15 protein-coding genes and 2 riboswitches are annotated in these 23,433 nt (G+C 26.6%); of the genes, 14 read left to right on the plus strand and 1 reads right to left on the minus strand.

Annotated elements, in window-relative coordinates:
• Positions 1-192: 192 nt before the first annotated feature.
• Positions 193-276: riboswitch (cyclic di-GMP riboswitch) on the plus strand.
• An 86-nt stretch (positions 277-362) separates the two neighbouring features.
• The 11 genes from RYM86_RS04735 (at position 363) to RYM86_RS04785 (ending at position 17,190) form a co-directional block, all read left to right on the plus strand.
• On the plus strand, positions 363-1,121 hold the full coding sequence (locus RYM86_RS04735; RefSeq protein ID WP_315078208.1) for a prepilin peptidase: 759 nt from the start codon (positions 363-365) through the stop codon (positions 1,119-1,121).
• A gap of 70 nt (positions 1,122-1,191) precedes the next feature.
• Complete coding sequence (locus tag RYM86_RS04740; protein ID WP_315078330.1) at positions 1,192-2,880, plus strand: ATPase, T2SS/T4P/T4SS family; 1,689 nt, start codon at positions 1,192-1,194, stop codon at positions 2,878-2,880.
• Between the two features lie 119 nt (positions 2,881-2,999).
• The gene (locus RYM86_RS04745; RefSeq protein WP_315078211.1) at positions 3,000-4,202 is read left to right on the plus strand and encodes a type II secretion system F family protein; all 1,203 of its coding nucleotides are present in this window, start codon (positions 3,000-3,002) and stop codon (positions 4,200-4,202) included.
• Between the two features lie 252 nt (positions 4,203-4,454).
• Positions 4,455-4,892, plus strand: a complete 438-nt coding sequence (locus RYM86_RS04750; RefSeq protein ID WP_315078213.1) for a prepilin-type N-terminal cleavage/methylation domain-containing protein — start codon at positions 4,455-4,457, stop codon at positions 4,890-4,892.
• 418 nt (positions 4,893-5,310) lie between these two features.
• Entirely contained in the window at positions 5,311-6,477 is a 1,167-nt protein-coding gene (pilM, locus tag RYM86_RS04755) for a pilus assembly protein PilM (protein WP_315078215.1), read from the plus strand.
• 14 nt (positions 6,478-6,491) lie between these two features.
• On the plus strand, positions 6,492-7,055 hold the full coding sequence (locus RYM86_RS04760; RefSeq protein ID WP_315078218.1) for a PilN domain-containing protein: 564 nt from the start codon (positions 6,492-6,494) through the stop codon (positions 7,053-7,055).
• Positions 7,052-8,323, plus strand: a complete 1,272-nt coding sequence (locus RYM86_RS04765; RefSeq protein ID WP_315078219.1) for a pilus assembly protein PilO — start codon at positions 7,052-7,054, stop codon at positions 8,321-8,323. The genes RYM86_RS04760 and RYM86_RS04765 overlap by 4 nt, the downstream gene beginning before the upstream one ends.
• 9 nt (positions 8,324-8,332) lie before the next feature.
• The gene (locus tag RYM86_RS04770; RefSeq protein ID WP_315078220.1) at positions 8,333-9,277 is read left to right on the plus strand and encodes a prepilin-type N-terminal cleavage/methylation domain-containing protein; all 945 of its coding nucleotides are present in this window, start codon (positions 8,333-8,335) and stop codon (positions 9,275-9,277) included.
• Between the two features lie 11 nt (positions 9,278-9,288).
• A complete protein-coding gene (locus RYM86_RS04775; RefSeq protein WP_315078222.1) occupies positions 9,289-11,634 on the plus strand; it encodes a hypothetical protein in 2,346 nt (781 codons plus the stop codon).
• A 24-nt stretch (positions 11,635-11,658) separates the two neighbouring features.
• Positions 11,659-12,207, plus strand: a complete 549-nt coding sequence (locus RYM86_RS04780) for a prepilin-type N-terminal cleavage/methylation domain-containing protein (RefSeq protein WP_315078223.1) — start codon at positions 11,659-11,661, stop codon at positions 12,205-12,207.
• 135 nt (positions 12,208-12,342) lie between these two features.
• Positions 12,343-17,190: a DUF5057 domain-containing protein gene (locus RYM86_RS04785; protein WP_315078224.1), complete on the plus strand. Its 4,848-nt coding sequence runs from the start codon at positions 12,343-12,345 to the stop codon at positions 17,188-17,190.
• Positions 17,191-17,261: 71 nt separating this feature from the next.
• Here RYM86_RS04785 and RYM86_RS04790 read toward each other — a convergent pair whose 3' ends face one another.
• Complete coding sequence (locus RYM86_RS04790) at positions 17,262-18,446, minus strand: pyridoxal phosphate-dependent aminotransferase (RefSeq protein WP_315078225.1); 1,185 nt, start codon at positions 18,444-18,446, stop codon at positions 17,262-17,264.
• A 359-nt stretch (positions 18,447-18,805) separates the two neighbouring features.
• On the opposite strand from RYM86_RS04790, the gene RYM86_RS04795 reads away from it, so the two are divergent.
• The 3 genes from RYM86_RS04795 (at position 18,806) to lysA (ending at position 23,040) form a co-directional block, all read left to right on the plus strand.
• Positions 18,806-19,567, plus strand: coding sequence for a peptidoglycan recognition family protein (locus RYM86_RS04795; RefSeq protein WP_315078226.1), 762 nt, complete (start codon positions 18,806-18,808; stop codon positions 19,565-19,567).
• A gap of 820 nt (positions 19,568-20,387) precedes the next feature.
• Entirely contained in the window at positions 20,388-21,062 is a 675-nt protein-coding gene (locus RYM86_RS04800) for a hydrolase (protein ID WP_315078228.1), read from the plus strand.
• 300 nt (positions 21,063-21,362) lie between these two features.
• Positions 21,363-21,532, plus strand: a riboswitch (Lysine riboswitch).
• Positions 21,533-21,744: 212 nt separating this feature from the next.
• Complete coding sequence (lysA, locus tag RYM86_RS04805) at positions 21,745-23,040, plus strand: diaminopimelate decarboxylase (protein WP_315078229.1); 1,296 nt, start codon at positions 21,745-21,747, stop codon at positions 23,038-23,040.
• The last annotated feature ends 393 nt before the right edge of the window (positions 23,041-23,433 follow it).

Consider the following 23,433-nt stretch of genomic DNA (forward strand, 5'->3'; position numbering starts at 1 on the left):
TATATCATTAGTATATTAGTAATATAATATTATTTAGTTTAGTAGATTAAATAAGTTGATTTAAATTGGTAATTTACCAATTTAAATTGGCTTATTTTTTTATAAAAATAAATTCCAATTTTATTATTAGTTTGGTATAATTATCATGTAAAAATAAATATTACAATATAATTTATATTATTACATTTATAATATAACGTTGGAGATTGTGAATAGTTCTCTTAATTTGGGCACCTTGAGAACTAGGAATCAGTGGTGCACCCGGCCAACAAATTAATTAGTTTAATTAATTTGTTGGTTTTTTATATATAAAAATATGAAAAAAAGTAATATAATGTAATTGAAGTGGGGGTATGTAAATTTTGAATTGTATATTAGTAATTATAATAGGGTTAGTAATTGGTAGTTTTTTAAATGTATGTATTTATAGAATTCCACTAGAACAATCAATTTCTTATCCACCATCTCATTGTGGAAGTTGTAATCATAAATTAAAACCAATGGACTTAATACCAGTTTTGAGTTATTTATTTTTAAAAGGTAAATGCAGATATTGTAAGGAAAAAATATCAATAAGATATCCTTTAATAGAGATACTTAATTCTATTTTATATATTGTTATATTTTTTAATTATGGATTAACCTTAGAATTTTTTAAATATAGTATATTAAGTTCACTATTAATTGTAATAGGAATGATAGATTATAAAACTCAAGATATATATACCTCTACAATAATATTTGGAATAATATGTAGCATAATATTTATGGCAATAAATTTTTTTGTCAATAAAAATTCAATTTTAACTTATGTTTTAGGGGGATTAATTGGATTTGCAGCATTAGCAATTATAGTAATCATAACTAAGGGGATGGGCATTGGAGATGCAGAAATTACACTAGTTTGTGGTTTGTTTTTAGGAATAAAGGGAGTAATTGTGACTTTATTTTTAGGAATCATAATAGGGGGAATAATTGCAATTATTATTTTGGCTCTAAAGTTAAAAGGTGCAAAGGATGCAATGGCATTTGGTCCATGTTTATCAGTAGCAGCACTTATGTACATGCTATGGGGAGATACTATAATTAATGTTTACTTAAGGATAATTAGAGTTATATAAATAAAATTAATAAGTAACTTTTTATCTAAAAATAAACCATAAGAGAATGGAAGAGAGTGGTGAGTATTTAATGGCTATAGAAAAGAAAAGATTAGGCAATATTCTTATAAAGGCAGGTAAAATAAGTAGTTATCAATTGCAAGAAGCATTAAAATCTCAAAAAATTCTTGGTAAAAAATTAGGTGAAATATTAGTAGATAGTAATATTATCACAGAAGAAGACATAATAGAATCAATTGAACAACAAACAGGAATAAAGAAGATAGATTTAAATACAATAAACTTTGATAATAAATCAATAGCTATAATACCTAAAAACTTATGTAATAAATATTCACTAATACCCTTCGGGTTTGATAACAATAAAATAAAAGTAGCTATGTCAGATCCTCTTAATATATATGCAATAGATGATGTTGCAATCTCAACAGGTTTTGAAATAGAGACCTTCATATCTAAAAAGAATGACATAAAAAAATTTATAGAAATATATTATAGTAGTCAACAAGTCAGTATGGCTGCACAACAGCTAGCTAAAGAAAGTTCTAAATCAAAAAAGAAAAATATTGTAAACATTGAAGAGATGGATGATGTAAAAAATGCGCCAGTTGTAAAAATGGTTGAATATCTGTTCAAAAATTCAATAGAGATGAATGCATCAGATATACATATAGAACCATTTGAAAATGAAATAAGGATAAGATATAGAATAGATGGACAATTACAGCCAATAAATATTTTAAATATAGATAGTTTAGGTCCATTAATAACAAGAATAAAAATTCTTGCAGGACTTAATATAGCGGAAAAAAGAATACCACAAGATGGTAGGATAATAGTTAATATAGGAGAAAAAGATGTAGATCTTAGAGTGTCTATATTACCAGTAGTATATGGGGAAAAAGTAGTTATAAGAATACTAAATACATCTAACTACAATGTTAGTAAAGACAAGCTTGGAATAAGCAAAGATAATTTAAAGAGAATAGATAAAATAATATCAAATCCATATGGAATAGTATTAGTTACAGGGCCAACAGGAAGTGGAAAATCAACAACGCTATATAGTATTTTAAGTGAATTAAATTCTAATAATGTAAATATAGTTACAGTAGAAGATCCTGTTGAATATACTCTGCCAGGAGTTAATCAAGTTAATGTAAATACAAAAGCAGGTCTTACATTTGCAAGTGGACTTAGAAGTATATTAAGGCAAGATCCAGACATAGTTATGATAGGTGAAATAAGAGATAATGAAACTGCTGAAATAGCTATAAAAGCAGCAATTACAGGACATTTAGTATTAAGTACACTTCATACAAATGATGCACCATCATCAATAATAAGACTTATAGATATGGGAATAAAACCTTATTTAGTTTCTACATCAGTTGTTGGAATAGTAGCTCAAAGATTAGTAAGAAAAGTATGTGACAAGTGCAAAGTATTTTATGAGGCTAGTAAATATGAAAAGGAAATATTAGGTATAAATGAAAATGAAGATTTAAAATTATATAAGGCATCAGGGTGTGGCTACTGCAACAATACAGGTTATTCAGGTAGAATTGGTGTTTATGAAGTTATGGAAATGACAAGAAGTCATAGAGAAGCCATAAATGCTGGAGCTAATTCTGATATATTAAAAGACATTTCATTAAAAAATGGAATGTCAACATTAGGGATGGAATGTAGAGAATTAGTTGTTAAAGGGGTAACTACTATAACAGAACTTGCAACAATAAGTTTATTGAAAGATTAATTGAAAGATTAATTAAATCATATATTTTATAAAGATTAAATAAAATTTAAATAAACATAAATTAAAGAAGAAGTTTAACTTATAGAAGATTATTTTATTATAAAGGGGATGAATAAGCTGTGCCTAACTTTAAATATAGAGCAATGAATACGGATGGAGAAAAAATTGATGGAAATCATGAAGCTGATTCTAAGGGAGAGGTTATAGAATGTATCTCATCCAATGGATATTACCCCTTAATGGTAGAAGAAATAATTGAAAGTAAACAAATTGAATTTAAATTTAATAATAAAGTAAAACTTAAAGATCTTTCAATATTTTGTAGACAATTTTATACGATGTTGGATGCGGGTGTACCAATACTTACTTGTTTAAATATATTAACAAGTCAAACTACAAATACAAAGCTAAAAGAAACGTTAAAAGAAGTTGAAGATGATGTAGAAAAAGGTGGAGTACTATCTAATGCAATGAGGAAACATACAGAAGTTTTTCCAGGACTTTTAGTAAGTTTAGTTGCAGCAGGAGAAGCAAGTGGTAACTTAGATAGCATAATGCTTAGAATGGCTAATCATTATGAAAAGGAAAATAAGGTAAATAATAAAGTTAACAATGCGATGATATACCCTATAATTTTAGGTTTAGTAGCAATTACAGCTGTTGTATTTATACTAACATACGTTATGCCAACATTTGTAGGAATTTTTGACCAAACGGGAATATCGCTTCCTTGGAGTACTAGATTTTTACTTTGGTCAAGCACATCACTTAAAGAACATTGGGCAATGATTTTACTTGCAATAGTAGGAATTACTATTGCAATAAAATATTATTTAAAAACAGAACAAGGCTCAATTGCAGCAAGCAAATTGAAGATTAAACTACCAATCATTAGAAGACTTAATGAAATGATTATAGTATCTAGATTTACAAGAACTTTATCAACATTACTTTCAAGTGGATTACCACTAGTGCAAGCTTTAGACATTGTTATTGGAGTTATTGATAATAAAATAGCTGAAGATGCAATATTAAAAGTTAAAGAAAAAGTGGTAAGAGGAGAAAGTTTAAACTATTCACTAAAAGAAACTGGGGTCTTTCCACAAATGTTGTATTCAATGATTAAAATTGGTGAAGAAACAGGATTGTTGGATGATATTTTAAATAAAACCGCTGATTTTTATGATGAGGAATTGGAAGCAACAATTCAAGCAACAGTTTCTTTAATGGAACCAGCTTTAATAGTTGTGATGGGACTTGTAATCGGATTTATGATAATTTCAATAATGATTCCAATGTTTGATACTTATAATCAAATTTAATAATTTAGTTAGTTTTAAAGTGTTTTAATATTATAGTATATAGCTCATTGGACTGAGAAATTTACTTTAAGAATACTAGAATAAAGATTAGTCTAATTAATGCGTGTTCCAAATGAAATATTTGGACAAGCAATTAATTCAACAAACTTTTATTAAGGATTCTAAAAAGCAAATTTCAATGCCAACTCGCCATTATACTAAATATTAATAATAATTTAAAACAAGATCAATAATTTATAAGGGGGATTTTCTATGAATAAATTATCAATCAAATCAATGTCAAATCAAATTTCAAAGAAAAAGAAAAAGGGGTTTACATTAGTAGAACTTATCATCGTTATTGCAATTATTGCAGTACTAGCAGCAATTGCTATTCCTAAGATGGGAACTGTAAAAGGAAATGCAAACATTAAAGCAGATATAGCTAATGCTAAAAATGTTCATACTGCTGTAGCTGGAGCATTAGTTGATGAAAAGTTGACATTAACAAATGGAGTAACAAGTATAGATCTTTCTGGAACAGATGGAAATGCTAAAGCTGTTAAGGATAGATTAGATGCATATTCACCATCTAAAGTGAAATCAGGAACTAATTTTACAGCAGATGTAGATGAAGATGGGAATATAGTAATAAAAGTAGGTACTAAAAAAGTATATCCTACACAAGATGATGATTTTCAAGTTAAATAATTAAATAATCTACATCAAAGTGTAAAGCTTAATTTTTAGGCTTTACACTTTACTCTATAATGGGAATTAAGTTGAGAGTGAAGAGTGGAGAATTGATAGTTGAGGGGAACAATGTTTATTAAAATTTAAAAAGATAATTTCACAGAATATGTAAACCTTCGATTTTATAGTTTCTATATTTGTCGTTATTTTAATTGTGTGTTGATATATGAAATAGGTAAAGTGGCATTGTAATTGGACTTTTAGAATTCTTAATGAGTATTGTCACATTTACTGCTTGTCACGATTTTATATTGGGAGCAAGCTAAAATGGGACTATACTCATTTTAGTATTCTTAAGTTCAATTACTTAGTCCATTTTATTTATTCATATATAAACACTAAAATATCACTTTTAATAAGGGGTGAATTGTAATTAATGAAAAAGATAAATTTTGATTTTAGTAAGGTAAAAGATTTTATGAATCTTGACATAAATGATTTAAAGGATAAATTAATTAAGGTAAATGAAAAGAGTAAATCTATTAAAGTTAAGAGAGAAAAAAAGAGAAAAGTTGTAGCTTTTGATATTGGAAGCACTAATATAAAGATTGCAGAAGGAACATATTATAAAGGAATATTATCAATTGAAAAGCTTATAGACATTTCTACACCAGCAGAAGCTATTGTAGATGGAAACATAGAAAAGAAAGAATTACTTGTATCAATTTTGAAAAAAGCATTAAATGAGAACGGAATAAATGCAAAGGAAGGAATATGTACAAACAATTCGTCTTTGATCATAAATAGAGAAATTCTTATTCCAGATGTAAAAGAGGAAGAATTAGATACTGTTGTAAGATATGAGATACAACAATACTTACCTATAAATTTAGATGACTATGTATTACAAATTACTAAGATTGGCGAAGAATTTTCTGATGAAGGAAAGAAATTAGAAATCAGAGCTATTGCTTATCCAGAAAAAATGGCTAGAGGATACTATGATATCTTAACTGCTTTAAATTTAAAACCACTTGCACTAGATGTTAATTACAATGCATTAAATAAATTGCTTAATTATATTGAAGTTATAAATAATCATAAACTTAATGTTGAAGAATCAGTAGTATTTATTGATATGGGATCAAATAGTTTAGATGTAAACATATATAATAATGGAGTATTAAAATTTACAAGAATAATAAAGGCAGGCGGAAAATATCTTGATGAAATCTTGTATGAAAATATGAATATTCCAAAAGAGGGAATTGAAAAGTTTAAATCAGAGGATATAGATTTAAAAGAAGAAGAATTGAAATTTCAAAATCAAATAATTATAGATACATTAGATGAATGGGTAGATAAAATAGAAAAAATAATACAATTTTATAAGAGTAAAAATTTTGATGATGATATTAATAAAATATTTATATACGGTAGAACATCTAGAATTAAGAATTTAGAGCAGTACATTACATCTAAAATTGGAATAGAAACAATAAAGATAAAAAACATTCCAGAAATAATCAATGACTCTAATATTGAGATTGATGAAAATATAGATAACTTTATTAATGTTATTGGTTCACTTATAAGGTTATAGGGGGATGGTTTAAGATGAGAGATGTAAACTTTTTTAGTCCTTATCAAGGAAATAAGCAAGAAAAAAAGAGTGCAATGATTTATATTTATGGAGCTATGGGAGTAGTTGGAGCTTTAATAATTATAACGTTGATTGTTAATACTACAAGAATATTACTGTTAAATAGAAGCATATCAAATTATAATGAAAAATTAAATACTCCAGAAATTAAACAAAAATATGCAGAAGCTGAAAAAGTAAATAATGAAATAAATATTCTAACAAAATATGATTCAGCTTTAAATGATATATTAGGGAAAGTAAACAATAGAAATAATGTATCTGATTTAGTATTAACTTCTATAAATTCAACAATACCATCTCAAATTTCATTTAAAACTTTACAAATTAATAATGATGTTTTAATAATTCAAGGAGTATCATCAAGTAGGGATGCTGTAGGTGAATTTCAACACAATTTAAAAGAATTATCAATTATGAATCAAGTATTTGTTAATTCAATAGATGTGGATGGATCATTAGAAGGACAATATTCCTTTGATATTAAATGTATATTGAAGGAGGTTAATCTAAGATGAAAATAAGTAAAAAAGAAAAGATGATGTTAAGTATGCTTGCTATTGTATTTGTAGGATTTATTTATTATCAATTTATATACTTAAATCAAACCTCAAAGATATCAGAGAAGACAAAAAGTAAAAATGAATTAGAACAAAAATATAATAATACCATGGAAACTATAAATTCATTAGAGGACAGAAAAAGTGAAATAAAGATTTTAAATACTAAAGTGTCAGATAAATCAGATTCATTTTATCCAACTATAAGTCAAGAACATTTAATTTTAGAATTGGATAAATTATTAAAAGATAGTGGTCTTGAAGGTGGATTTATATTTAATAAAATAGAGGTAGCAGAAGTACCTAAAACAGAGAAAAGCCAAGAAAACCTAAAGGAAAGCACAATTACACAAATGACTGAAAAATACAATGATGAGGTTAATGATGTTATTGAAAACAATGAATCTTCATCCAAAAATGAAAGTTCAAAAAGTAATTCATCAGAAGTATCAAATTCAAAGGAATCTTCAATAAGTGATAATGGAAATTCAAATGAAAACAAGAGAGATGTGGAGCAAGTAAAACTTGAATTGAATTTTTCAGGATCATATGTAGCATTAGATACTTTTTTAAATTCTATTAGAAATTATGAAAGAAAGATAGTAGTTAATACTATAACTATTTCTCAAAAAACTATAGATGAAATAACAGGAACAATAGGTTTGGAAGTATATGCTATGCCTAAGGTAAATGATGATTTAGGGAAGTATTTAAATTGGACTTTAAATAATACTTACGGTAAATTATCACCATTTAGTTTAGATGGTTCAGTTGGAAATGTGATATCAGATGCTGAAAAGCCTGATAGTGATTTCCTAGCTTCAGTAAAATCAATAACTTCAGAATTGCCAAGCATTATAATGGGAAAAAGCAATGATAAATCAAAAGCTACCTATGTATATGCAAATAATAACGATGTAGAAGAAGCAGAATTTATAATAACAAAAAGTGATGATAAATACTATTATAAATATAAAACAGCAAATGGAAGCTATCCTTCTAGTTATGTAGGAGTAGGACAAGAATTCACACCAAGTTTAGACAATATAAATATAAAGATTTTAAGTGAAAATAGAGTTAATTCAGATGATAAATCAGGATTAAGAATAAATGTTACAAATAAAACTGACAAATTAGTTAATGTAGAAATAGATAGTGATGATTCACAAAATGCAAGAGTAACGATAAATGGTGATAACAAAAATATAAGTGTAACTAATAAGTAAGGATGATTTATGAAAAATATTTGTAAAAAACATCAGATACCTATGTTAAAAATAATCAATAAAAATAAGGGGTTCACATTAATTGAAATAATAATAGCATTTGCACTTTTTGGAATAATGATGGTCGGAATATATGGAATTGTAATTTCAGCTATGAATACTAATAAAGATGGAGAAGTAAAACAGAAAGCTGCATTGTATGGGCAAAAGATATTTGAGGATATTAAAAGTGGTCCAAAAAATATAGACGGAAATTATAAGATAGGTGACATTAATTTAACTAAAGAAAGTGCAAATAAGTTTATAGCTAAATATGAATTTGAAAGCGGGTATAAAGCAATAGTTAATATAGAAAGAAATACAGATATTATTTTGGATAAAGACTACACATCTAATAGTGATGAAGAAAATTCAGAAGATGGTTCTTCTAATGAATATAAATATAAAATTTATAATTTTAAGTTTGATATAAAATCTGATGGAGCAAAAATTACAATAGAAAATGATAATGATTCTATTAAGTTAAACAATATTGAAAAGAATTCTACTGAATTTTATATAGAAACTGTTACAAAAGACAGTAAGAAAATAGTCAAAATAAAAACTGATAATAATTCTTTAATTGCTAATCAGGAATTAAAGAAAGATGGAGTAATTAAATTAACTCTTAATTGTTCGGAATATAATTCTACAGCAAGTTATGCAAAATATAAAGATATAAAGATTCATGTATCTAATGAAGATGAGAATCCAGTATATGTATCTATAAAGAAAAAAGAAGAATTAGATGTGAAAATAGTAGCAGAAAGTGGAGTTGTAAAACCTTTTTCTAATTTACCGGATGAATTTGATGGAATTAAGAGCGGTGAATTATATGATGTTACTGTAGAAATAAAAAATAAAGATGAAATTGAATTTATTAGAAAAGCTAGTCAAAATATAAACTTTAATTAGGCGGTGATTAAATGAGAAAAAAGACACGAGGATCTAGTTTAATTACTGTAGTTATAATTTTTGCCATTTTAATTACGGTAGGTACAGCGTTATTATCAATGACAGTTGGAGACTACAAGATGAGAATAAAAGAAAGTAGGAAAATAGAAAATCTATATTTAGCGGATTCTGGATTAGATGTTGCATATGATATTGTCGTTAAAACATTTGATGAAGCAGTAAAATTTGGAGATTTTAAGGCTAGACAGTTAAATGTAAAGGATAATAGAGAAGGACCTAATGCAAAGCATTATAAAGAAGAAGAAGATAATTTAGCTAATACATTAAATGCAATAGATAATAAGCATAAAGATCATAAAGGTAAATGTAATTGTAGCAAGGAAAGAAAAAAGGCACAAGAAGACTTTGATAAAGAGATAGAAATGCTTAAAAAAGCTGAATTTGAAAGATGCTTCAAAGTGTTTATAAAGAAAGATTCTGATGAAGTAGATTCTGATGAAGGCATTCCGGACAATATTTTAGGTGAATCTATATGTAACAATTATTATAGTGATATGAGATTAGAAGAAAAAGATGTAGAGAAAGAACTAGTTAGTGATTTTTCAAAAATTAATACAGTAGAGTTTAATGATGAAAAGTCTATACCAAAACTCTTTGTATGTGAAGAGGGAAAAATAGAAGAACTTAAAAAAATAACAGAAGAAGATTCAACACTTACAGATATAAAAAATGATTTTGATGGAATTCGTTATTACTCAGACAATAATAATAAGGAATTTCAAGTAAAGGTAACGTCAAGATTTGTTGATAAAGGTAAAAATAATAATGATATAGCTAAAAATAATCTTAGAGTATTGCAAGCTACTTATATAATAACAGTTCCTAAGTATGATGATGTTACATTTAAAGAAAGTAAAATTATTATTAATCCTGATAGTGTAAAGCATAATCAAATCATAGTTGGCGGTAACATGGAAGTCCATGATGATTCTAAAGTAAATCTTAATATTGATGGAGATATATTTGTTCAGGGTAACAGAGAGTATATTACTAGCAGAGTTTATGATAAATATAAGGGTGGAATAAATATTAATAACAGTGATGTTAATTTTTATGGAGACGTATATACTGCAAGTACTTTTTTTATTCAAGATAATTCTAATGTAAAAATTGATAAAAGTTTATATGCATTAAATGTATATGCAGGAAAAATAGAAAAAGGAAAATATTCTAATGAAATGGGTGGAAGTTCTAGTTTAGATATAAGCAATGGAAGTGTAGTAGTAGATAATGATTTAGCCATTAAAGCTTATAATACTGACATGAAAATTAAAGATTTCTATGGATTAAATGATAAAAATATTAATGGAAATGAAAAGGAAGGAAAGTTAGAAAGAACCTCTAGTAGCATTATAGTTAATGGAAACAAAAAATCTAATATACAAATAACAGATAACGCATATATTATGGGGGTAGCCCATATAGAAGGTGAGAATACTGAATATACAACAGGTGAATCAACAGCAGTAAAAGGAAATTATATAGCATATGCAAACGAATCTAATGAGTTATATGATGTAAGCAAATATAGAATGGGAAATCTTAATGATAAGGAAAAGTTCTTTAATGATTATTGGGAAGATAAGCTTGAAATGATAAATACAGGTGGAATAGAATTACCAGATAATATTCATACTGTAGGTGCAATAGTATATAGAGATAAAAACAATAATCCACATGTTAAAAAGGGAACATATACTATAGATGTTGATAATAATGTTAAAAGTAAAAGGTTAGAATATGCTAAAAAAGTATATAATTTAAATCGCCAAGAACCAAAAGGAGAAACTGATTACTTTAAAAAATTATATGACAATAATGGTAATAATGAAAATCCAGTTGATACTATAATGAAGCTTTATAATATACCTACAACTTATAAATTAAATGAAGAAAAATCAAAAAACAATAAAGCCATATTTAATAATGATGATAGCAAAATTATAGTTATTAAGGGTAAAGGAGCAAAATCAAATGAAGCTAGTTCATATAAGATTGATGCTAAAGATGGAAAACTAAATGTTTTTATTGCTACAAGTGGTGACGTTATTATTGATGGTGAGGTTGAGTTAGAAGGAAATATAATTACAGAAGGAAATTTAATTGTTAAAGGTAATGGAAAAAAGATAATAAAATATAATCAATCAGTAATAGATAAAATATATGAAGAAAACATAGAGTTATTTAATGCTGTATTTTCATACAAAGATAATGATGGTATGGAAAAAACATTTTTAAATGTAGAATATGATATTAATAAATTTTTAAGCAATAAGTTATGGAAAATAATAAGGTAATTAATAGAGTTGGAGGTGGATTTGATGTTTAAGATAAAGAAAAAAGGATTTACTTTGGTAGAACTTATAATAGTTATGGCATTGACGCTTGTTATATTAGGCATGATATTTCAAATGTTTAATACTAATAATAGAATTATGTCTGATGTAGGCATTAAATCCACCTTACAATCTGATGGACAAGTAATACAAGAGAATTTAAGTAAAATTGGTATGCAAGCAAGTAGAATAGAATGTGATGGAGAAAAAGATGTGAAATTATTAATCATAGATTCGTTAAATGAATCAGGTGAAAGATGTGAGTTTAAGATAGAATCGGAAAAAAAAGAAGGAAGCAAAAATGAAACCAATAATCTTTATATAAGTGAATATAAAGCTAATAATAATGAGGCTGGAGAGGTTTTGAAAAGTAAAAAATTATTTACTGATAATTTAAAGGCAATTAATGTATCATCAGATGCCTCATGTGCTCAAATAGAAATTATTCTATTTAGAGATAGGGCATATAAGAAAGATGAGCCAATAGAATATCCAGTGAATGTTAAATTCACATTTAGGAACAAAGAAAATTAAATAAAGGTTGTAAAGCGTAGAATGAATGAAAAAAATTCTATATTAGAATTTAAATTAAAACTGCAAACTATTATTTATACTCTTTTAACTGAAAAGCGTAGATAGGGTACATAAATGCGTAAAAGAGGTGATGTTATGAGAAGATTTAAATTTAAAGATAATATAAAAAATAAGGCTGATAATAGAAAGAAAAAAATTAGAATATTGAGCGCTTTATTAACAATATTATTCATAATAAGTACAATAGCGCCTATTAGTGCAAATGCAGTAAATAATTATAGTACAATACCAGAGATTAAGATAACTTATGAAGGGCTAGAGCCATCAAATCCTAAGGTCGGTGAAGATTTCAAAGTTAAATATAAAATAAATCCCCAGCCATTTTATTATGAAGACTCAAAGCAAAGAGAAATAGTTTTGGCTTTGGATACCTCTGGAAGTATGGGACAAGAAATAAAGCAATTGTGTAAAAATTATGATCAGTTTTATTGTGAAGATTGTGGTAAATGGGTAGATAAAACTAATGAAGAGCATAGGAATGAAAAACCTTATATTAATCATAGCATAGGTTGGGATAAAAAATATTATTGTCGTGACTGTAATAAATGGTTAGAAACAACTGGAGAAGAACATAAAAATGAAAAACCATATATAGATCATTTATTTGGATCTGAAAAATATTGTACAGAACATAATATGTATGAAGACCATTATGTCTCTACAACTAAAATAGATGAATTGAAAAAAGCAGCAGAAAACTTTATTGATTCATTAACAGATACAAAAATAGATGGACAAACTCCTGATGTGAAGAATCTAAAGATTGGAATAGTATCTTATAATAATAGTGGATATATTGATGAAGGTTTAGTACAAGTAACTGATTCAGATAGAAAAAATAATGATAATATAAATGAATTAAAAGATACCATAGAGAATTTAAGAGCAGATGGTGGAACAAATACTGGAGATGGATTAAGAAAAGCTGCTTATTTATTAAATGAAGAAAATGAAGCTAATAAGACAGTGATATTTATGGGGGATGGAGAACCAACATATTATTCTAGTAGTGATAGAAGAGGAAATGATTATTATAAAATATTAGATACTAAAAATCCAGGAACAACTGGTATATTTGATTATGGAGCTTATTTACAAGGAACAGGTTATTCAGATTCAAATGGATACTGTTTAGAATATGCAACAATTATAGGTAATTTAATAAAGGATAAAAATTATAATATATTTTCTGTAGGATATGGACTTGGAGATGAAAATAGTGCATCTAATAAAAAGATGAAACAAATTCATGAATCAATTGGTGGAATTAGTTCTGGAGAAAGTAGTACTTTTTTTGCAAGTGATGAAGGTGCTATAGATAAGGTATTTCAACAGATTGCGGATACAATAATAAAAACTTCATTTGATGATGTTAAGTTAAATCTTAATTTAGGGGACAATATAACTGCCGTAAGTGGAATTGAACTTAAAGAGGAAAATAACGGGACAATAAAAATAAATCCAATAATATATACAAAAAGTAAAAATAATCAATATACTGCACCATCTCAAACAATTGAATTTACTGTTAGGGCAAATAAGGATGGAGAAATTCCATTACTTAAAGATGGAAGTAATATATCATATACAGATATAAATGGCATTCCAGTTACACATACCAATATAGAGAATCCTAAAATTACAATATTACTTAACGAAGCAACAGATAAAGAAATAAGAATTTTAGAGATAGAACCAGCAGATAGTTTTAAATTAAATCCTAATTACAATGAAAATAAAACGGGGATAAGTAAAACTCAAAAACAGGGTTATGATGTAATAGTAGAGCATATGACTATGCCAGAATTTATTGGTAAAACTAATGAATTAAATGGTAAGTATGATGCTATAGTTATTGGAAATTATGTAGATAATAAGTGTATTGAAAATGAATACCAGTTTAGAGACTATAAAGGTCTAGAAAATGATATTACTGATTTAAAGGCTAAGGAAATTACAGAGTTTATTGATTCAGGTCAATTGGTTTATTTAGACAGTTATTTGTATAATACAAATGCTGTAAAATTAAATAGACATTATAATGAACGAAATGGATATTGGAACCAAACAACCGATAATTTAATTAAATATATGAGTGTAAATGATTATTATGATAACGAAATTACACTTGAAAAAGTTATAAATAAATATATAGATAGAATCACCGAAAATCCAAATTTAAAGAGGCCAAATTTAAATGTACCAGGAAAACCAATTAGTGATAATAAAAATGATGAATTAGGTAATGCTGATAGAAGAAAAATGAAATTTGATATTAAGCTAAATGAAATTTTGGATGAAGATTCAACTATAAATTTATATTTAGATATTAATGGAGATGGGTTGTTTAAAAAAGAAGAAGCAGTAAAGACTATTAAAAATGCTAAATTTGTAGATGGAAGTTATAGTTTTGAATATAATTTTCACAATGATTATCCTGAATTTATAGGTTATTTAGATTGGAGAATAGAAGTTGTAAAGCAAAATGTGTATGGATATAGTAATTCTATTGTTTCTTATTATGATGGAAATGTACTATTTAGAAGAGTGAAAAAAGAAAAAAGACTTATAAATGTTTTGCAAGTGTCACCATATGGTAGAAATGAATTAGGTGATAATCAAAGTAAAAATTTAAATTTAAAACAAAATACTGATTTTCAAAATTTATTAAAAGAGCTAAAAGACTACGATATTAAAGTGGATGTAATTAGCTATCAAGATTTTTATCAAGGAGATTTTAAAGGTCCAGGTGAAGATTCACTTAAAGAAAGCAAGTATGATATTGTCATAGCAGGATTTTCAGATTGTTATAGCGATAAAATAAATCAATATGCATTAGATCAAATTAAAGACTATATAAAAGTTGGACAAGGATTAATGCTTACTCATGATACTTTATGGTATACATTAGAGCAAATGCAATATTCTGATAAGAAAATAATGAAACAATTTAGAGATTATGTTGGACAATCTAGATATAAAGATCAATGGGTCAATAAAGATGAAATAGATATTGATGGAAAGAATAAAATACCTCATGATATAGATAAGCCGAATGGAGATAGCAAAGAAGCAATAGGAAGTACTTTATGGGCTAGAAGAAAAGCTGAGGATGTTAATAATAGTAACAGTACTGAGGTGTATAGAGTAAATAAATCATTAATAACTAACTATCCTTTTGAATTAGGTGAAAATATAAGAGTTAGAAGAACTCATGGACAATATCTACAATTGAATTTAGAAGATGAAAATGTAATTCCATGGTTTACTTTGACTGATAATAATAAAAATAATAATGATGAAAATACACCATATGGAGGAACTAATTCAGGACATATTGCTAATAAATATGATCCTAGAAATAACTTTTACACTTATTCTAAAGGAAATATAACATTTTCAGGAACTGGAGAAAATACTAGAGAAAATTGTCCATATCCAATATCAGAATTAAAGCTTTTTGTAAACACAATAGTAAAAGCTGAAAGAGGTGCTAATCATAAACCTACAATTACAGCTTTAGAAAATGTAAATGAGATACCTAGTAATAAGGAATTAGAATTTAAAGCTGTAGTAAAAGATGTTGATGGAGATAAGATTAAAATAAATAGTATTAAAGTAAAACTCGAAAAAGACAATGATGATAAATATGAAGATGTAAGTAATTACAATAGTTTACCGAGTAAGTTAAAATCACAAGGATCATCTTTTGATTTAAAAATTCCTAGTAGTTATTTTGAGAACAGAATCAATAAGGACATAATAATTTTGATAGAGGCAGAAGATGAAAAAGGTGCTAAGCGTATAAAAGAATATACAGTAGTTCCAACATTGGAAGCATTATTAGTAGCAAAAGAACAAAAAGTTCAAGCTTTAACAGAAGATAATATAGAATTAAATATACCATTAGAAAGAAAAAATGATGATTATACACCAAGCAAGATTGAAGATGTTAAGCTTGGAGAAATAGAATATAGTGATCAAAACATTAGTTTAAATAATATGAAAATAGAATATAGTGATGAAAAGTATTATTTAGTTGGTAAATTAAAACCACTTAGACAACTTACTGGAGAACCAATAAATATAAAAATTAATTATAATAGTAGTAAGAATCCTAAAGTTTGTAATATTAATGTTGTAGCTGATAGTAAGGATGGAGAAATTAATTTAATACTTCAAGATTCTCGAGGTGATCCATTAAAGAATGATGTAAAAGCAACATTAAGCAACAAAGAAGGATTTAACTCTAAGGTAACTATTGAAAAGTTAGTTTCAGAATATATGTGGCCAAAAGATTCAAATGATAAAAAAATAGTATCATCAGATGAGTACAGTGTTTCTTTAGATGATTATGAGATGGATAAATGTAAATATGAAATATCAAGAGATGGGAAAATTATACTAGATCAGACACCAAGTTCTTTTAAAATGAACTATACTAATCCTAAAATTCAAATAATTATTAAACTAGGGATTAATAATACTGAAATAACCCATGGCATTTATAATGGTATAAAAAATGGTAAACCTATAATAAATAATAGTAACAATATAAAATTTCCTAAAGGTGCTCATGTTACTATGGGCGCATATATTGAAAATTATTTACAAAGAGATTCTATCAATCTTGAAATTGCTGATGGATTAGAAGTCATAGGAGATGTATCTATATTTACAATTAATAATGATGGAACCATAAGTAAAGATGCAATAAAAATGGACAGTATTGATCAAAAGAATTTTACTAAAGCATTAAATGAGATATCCTCAAATAATGTATTAGTCAGATATACAGTTAAAGTTCCAGAAAATATAAATGGAAATGAAGCAATATATATTAATAATATTAAAGTAGAACAAGGAAATGAAGTGCCAGGAAATATACACGTAAAAAATATGGAAATGCCAGAATTATTTTAAAGTAAAATATTAAAAAAGTGACTACAGCTTGTTAGTCACTTTTTTTGTGGAAAAAATTATTATATAAACTTTTATTTATATAATGCCATTAATTTATCAAATGCAGGTAATGAGTTTTTGATTTTCTCATAAGATATGCAGTATGATAATCTTATATAGCCGGGACAGCCAAAGCTTGAACCAGGAACTAATAATAAATTAAATTGTTTAGCATCTTCACAGAATTTTTTATCATCTTCAATTGGAGTTTTAGGGAATAAGTAAAACGCTCCTTGAGGTTTTAAACATTCAAATCCTAAATTAGTTAAATGATTATATAAAAGATCTCTGTTTCTTTTATATATATTTACATCAACTTCAGCATCTAAAGATCTTGCAATAACTCTTTGGAATAATGATGGTGCATTAACAAATCCAAGAACTCTATTTGCTATATTTAATGAAGATTTTACATCAGAGAAATCTTCCATTTTATTATTTATAACAACATATCCAATACGTTCTCCTGGTAATGATAAAGATTTACTATATGAATATCCAATAAATGAATTTTTGTAATATTTCAATATACAAGGAACTTTAGCATTATCATAAACTATTTCTCTATAGGGTTCATCTGAAATTAAGTAAATATTAGTATTGAATTCTTTTTGTTTTTCTTCAAGTATAGAAGATAATTTTTTTAGTGCTTCATCTGAATAGATAACACCAGTTGGATTATTAGGTGTATTTATTATTACAACCTTAGTTTTAGCTGTGATTTTTTCTCTTAGTGCATCCATATTAGGTTCAAATGTAGATGTATCTGGTTCAACAACAACTAAATTTCCGTCATAATTATTAGCATAATGTTTATATTCACCAAAATATGGAGCAAAAGTAATAACTTCATCTCCTGGATTTAATAGAGTTTTTAACATAATGTTTAAGCCACCAGCAGCACCACAAGTCATAATAATATTTTCATTAGAAAGGTCTAATTTATATTTATTATTTAAAAATTTGCTTATTTCATCTCTAACATCTTCATAACCTGAATTGTTCATATATCCATGAACAAGGTTTGGAGATTCCTCACTTAATATTTCGTTTATAATATCTTTAATATTTTCAGGAGGTTCAACATTTGGATTTCCAAGACTATAGTCAAAGACCTTTTCTTCGCCATAAATACTTGCAAGTCGTTTCCCCTCTTCAAACATAGCTCTTATAGCAGAATTATTTGCTACTAAGTTTTTCATCTTATCTGAAATCATATTTTTCACTCCTTAAATAAATTGCTCATATAAATATCTTAACATAAATTTTGAATTAGTGTCTATTACTGTTAAAAATAAGTGGTGAACTATATCTAAAATAATATAAAATTGTAATTAAATGGTTAATGATGTGGCATATTAGATAAATATATAATTTTGGAAATAAAGTGACATAATTAAAAGGATTTAAGTGAATTAGTAAAAGAATTTAAATTATAATTAATTTTATACAATAGAAGTATAAATAAGTATGGATAAGTATTTTAATATTAAAATACTTAACCAATATTTGGAAAATTATTAAAAATGATTTATAATATATTATGTAACCTATGAAAAAGAGGGGTGGATATATTATGACAAGCATAACTGAAAAAAGCGATTATAAAAATAAGTATAGGATCAGGCATAGAAATAAATCACAAATAAAATATAAGATAAGACCCAAGGAAATAGAGCGAAATATAAACAAAGAAAGTTTTAAAAATAAGCTTATATTTTTATTAATAGGAGTAGTGATTTTATCAGTTGTAACAGGATATTTAGGAAAAAGCAGATATGTAAGATTTTTAAATGATAATCCTTATTATGAAGGAAATAAGATTAGAATAAGTACTTTACAAAGAAAATTGCCTAGTTTAAATAAGGAATTAGGTATAAGGGAAATAGATTATAAATGGTCTGGAGATTTAGAATATAATAATAAACCAACATTGCTTGTATTTCATCATGCAGCATCTAGTAATTTAACACCAGCTAAAATACATGAAATGCATATGGCTAAAAAATGGTCAGGAATAGGATATCACTTTTATATAAGAAAAGATGGAACTATATATAGGGGAAGGCCAGAAGAAACAATAGGAGCACATATAAAAGGTCAAAATAAAAATACTCTTGGAATATGTATAGAAGGAAATTTAGAAGAAGAAGAACCAACGGAACAAGAAATTGAAGCATTAGAAAAGTTATCGACATATCTAATAATAAAATATAATATTTCTGGTGTACAAGGACATGGAGATACTTATGATACTTTATGTCCAGGAGAAAATTTTCCTATGGAAAGTGTAAAAGAAGCAATAACAGGTGAAATAAATGAGTTGTCTAATAGATAAAATTTATAATATTAAAATGTTACTTATAATGATAGGATAGTTTTAAATATATGGATACGTATTCCTAGTGTCATATTTGATTAAAGTCCAATATGACATTTAGGGATATTTTTATCCTAAAAATGTCTCGTACGGTTTTTATTTAACTAGTAAAACTATAATATGTCGAATGAAAATAATCAATTTAATTTAAAATACAACAAAAATCTTAAATTTTTTCAATTGTATAAATGAAAGAAATCTGTGTATAACTTTGTGGATTAAATATTTTGATGTACATAGATAAAACCCCGTAAAGTCTAGCTAAAACACAGGTGTACACATTTTGGGGATTAAATAATTGGCTGTTGATAAATATGTGGATAAGTAAAAGTGGGCAAAATATAGATACCTCAATATATAGCATGTACCAAATAAAATGTAACTATATATAGAAATGTGTAAAAATTAATACGATATCATATTATTAAAATTTAGATATAATGATAAAAAATATGAATAATAAATATTTATTAACAATATCCACCGAAGTGTGGATAAAATGTGTGGATAATGTGTATAAGTTATTAAGTAAACTGTGAATATCGTATAAAATGTGGAAGGAATTCAAAGCTACAAACAAAAAGTATTAAATTTATTTAATTTAAGTAGTAAAAATATCTTTAAGAAATTATATGATAAAGAGTATAATATATTTAATAAAAAAGTTAATATAGGATTAGCTTAAAGAGGATTACTTTAATTTATATAAATTAATAGATAGTTTTAAATTGTAATCTTATTTATAACTTTTGTAATTCTTAATAGAGGGGGAATAAAAATGGCGTCAAAAGAGCCAAAATTAGTTCCAGAAATAAAAGGGACATTAAGAAATCATGTAGTTGAAGTTCCTTCTGTAATTCGAGATTGTGGTGGAATCAAAATTTTTGGTAAAAGAATAAAATCATTGTTATTTAGTACAGATGTTGCTGTAATTAGAAATACTAATGCAGATGCAATTATTGCTGTATACCCATTTACACCTCAACCACTAATAACACAAGCACTTGTAATGGCCGCTGATGTACCAGTTTTTTGTGGAGTTGGTGGTGGAATAACACAAGGCAAAAGAGTTGTAAATTTAGCCATGGATGCAGAGTTTAAAGGTGCAATGGGCGTTGTAGTAAATGCACCTACTTCAAATGAAATAATAAGAAGGATACGAGCTACCATTGATATACCAGTTGTAGTAACTGTAGTATCAGAAGATGAAAATATTACTGAAAGAATAGAGGCGGGAGCAACGATATTAAATGTCTCTGGAGGTAAAAATACAGCTCAAATAGTGAGAAACATAAGAAGCAGATATCCTGAATTTCCGATTATTGCAACTGGTGGACCGACAATTGCGTCAATAAGGGAAACTATAGAAGCAGGAGCAAATGCTATAACTTATACTCCGCCATCATCCGCAAGTATAATGGGAGATTTGATGGACAAATATAGAAACGAATAAAAAGTTATGCTTTAAAATAATCATATGCCGCACCATTATTCCTGCATTGCATTTGGAAAGGGTGCATGGCTAAAAAAAATCGACGGTTCCACAGTAGCCTTGGCGCTTTTTTTATACTATAAAATGAGATTCGTGATTTAGAATTAACGAATTTAGCAAAATATTTGATAATTATTACAAAATTTTTAATGAATTGATAAAGTTAAAAAATATGGGTTAAAAAGTGTTGAAATAGATTAAATTTATGATATGATATCTTTAACAAAAATAATAAAATTTAATATAATGAAATATAGAACAACCTATGGTAGAGGTGCTCTAATGATGAGTATTTATAAGGAATCGGCAGGTGATGATTTATAAAGAAAGGCATTATGGCCGAAGAGATAATTTTTTATGCAGGAGATTATTTCTGGGGATGTATAAAAGATGTACATAACTGTCACTAAACGTGGAGAGCTACAAGGTCAAATAGTTGCGATATGATTAGTAAAGTTAAATTAAGATCTATATTTTTAGATTTAGTTTATATTAGTTATAATAATGATAGTATTAAAAAATGCTATTTAACGACTTTAGCAATAAGCAGTAAGCAACAAAAATCCTAATGTAAGTAGACTCTACCTGTCGCAGATTAATATCTGTGACTTTTGTTTTTAGACAAATTTTTGGAGGTAGAAAGATGAAATTATTTGGAACTATGAAAATTAAAGACAATGAATTAACAATTGGGGGCATTAAATCTACTGAATTAGTAAAGGAATATGGTACGCCATTATATGTTATGGATGAGGGACTAATAAGACAAAATTGTAATGAGTACTATAAATATTTTAAATGTGATAATTCATCAAATAGAGTTGCATATGCAGGTAAAGCATTTTTAACTCTTGAGATGTGTAAGATAATAAATGAAGAAAATTTATCATTAGATGTTGTGTCTGGAGGGGAACTTTTTACAGCGCACAAGTCTGGTTTTCCTTTAGATAAAGTAATGTTTCATGGAAATAATAAAACATTAGATGAAATTGAGCTAGGAGTTAAACTGGGGGTAGGAAGATTTGTTGTGGATAACTATTATGAAATGGAAGCCTTAAATAGAACCGCAGCAAGTTATAATAAAGTTCAAAAAATATTTTTGCGAATAACACCTGGTATAGAAGCACATACTCATGAGTATATAAAAACTGGTCAAGTTGATTCAAAATTTGGTTTTGCGCCTATTGGAAATATGATAGAAGATGCTATAAATAAATCAATAGATCTTCCTAATATTGAGCTATCAGGGCTACATTGTCATATAGGATCTCAAATATTTGAAATTGAACCATATGAGGATGCAGTAGAAATTATGTTAGGTTTAATAAAAAAGATTCAACAAAATACAGGTTATTTAATAAAAGAACTGGATTTAGGTGGTGGGTTTGGTATATACTATAATAGAGGAGATAAACCAAAAACAACTAAAGAGTATTGTGAAGCAATACTAAATAAGGTTGATGAGGTTTGCTCTAGAACAGGTCAATCAAAGCCATCGTTAATAATAGAGCCAGGTAGAAGCATAGTTGGAAATTCAGGTATAACTTTATATACTGTAGGATCAATAAAAAATATTCCTGGAGTAAGAAAGTATGTATCAGTAGATGGTGGTATGTCAGATAATATAAGGCCAGCTTTATATCATGCTGAATATGAATGTATGTTAGCGAATAAAGTTGAAAAAGACCTAAAAGAAACGGTAACTATTTGTGGAAAATGTTGTGAATCAGGAGATATATTATTAAATGATGTTAATATTTCAGTACCACAGTCAAATGATATTTTATCAGTTATGACAACAGGTGCATATGGGTATTCAATGTCTAATAATTATAATAGGATTCCAAAACCACCAGTAGTAATGGTAAAAGATAATAAAGAAAGACTTATATGTAGAAGAGAAACATACGAAGATCTTATACAAAATGAAGTTATCTAATAATTATCTTTTTATGAATTAGCTTTTTATTAATATTCTTTCCCAAGATAATATATATATCTTAGTGTGTATCAAATTGATTTATTAATTTTGATACACATTTTTTATTTTACAAGGAATTTTGTTGATTTTTTATTATTTTAGGCTATGTTTCTCGAACTTACTCAGCGACTATGAAGGAGTCGAGTTTCCTCTTTTAATTCATATTTACTCAGTCCACTTTGTTATGCATATATCAACGCATTGTTAGCCTTATTTTAAAGTAATAAATTTGTTATAAATCCTTAATGCTTCAATATAATACTTTATGTTATACTATTAAGATAAAATAAAATAATTATAATAGTACATAGCATATTTATAAAATTAATGTAGTTAGTTATTATATTTTAA

It is taken from the genome of uncultured Clostridium sp. (assembly GCF_963527835.1).
Taxonomy (GTDB): Bacteria; Bacillota; Clostridia; order Clostridiales; family Clostridiaceae; genus Clostridium.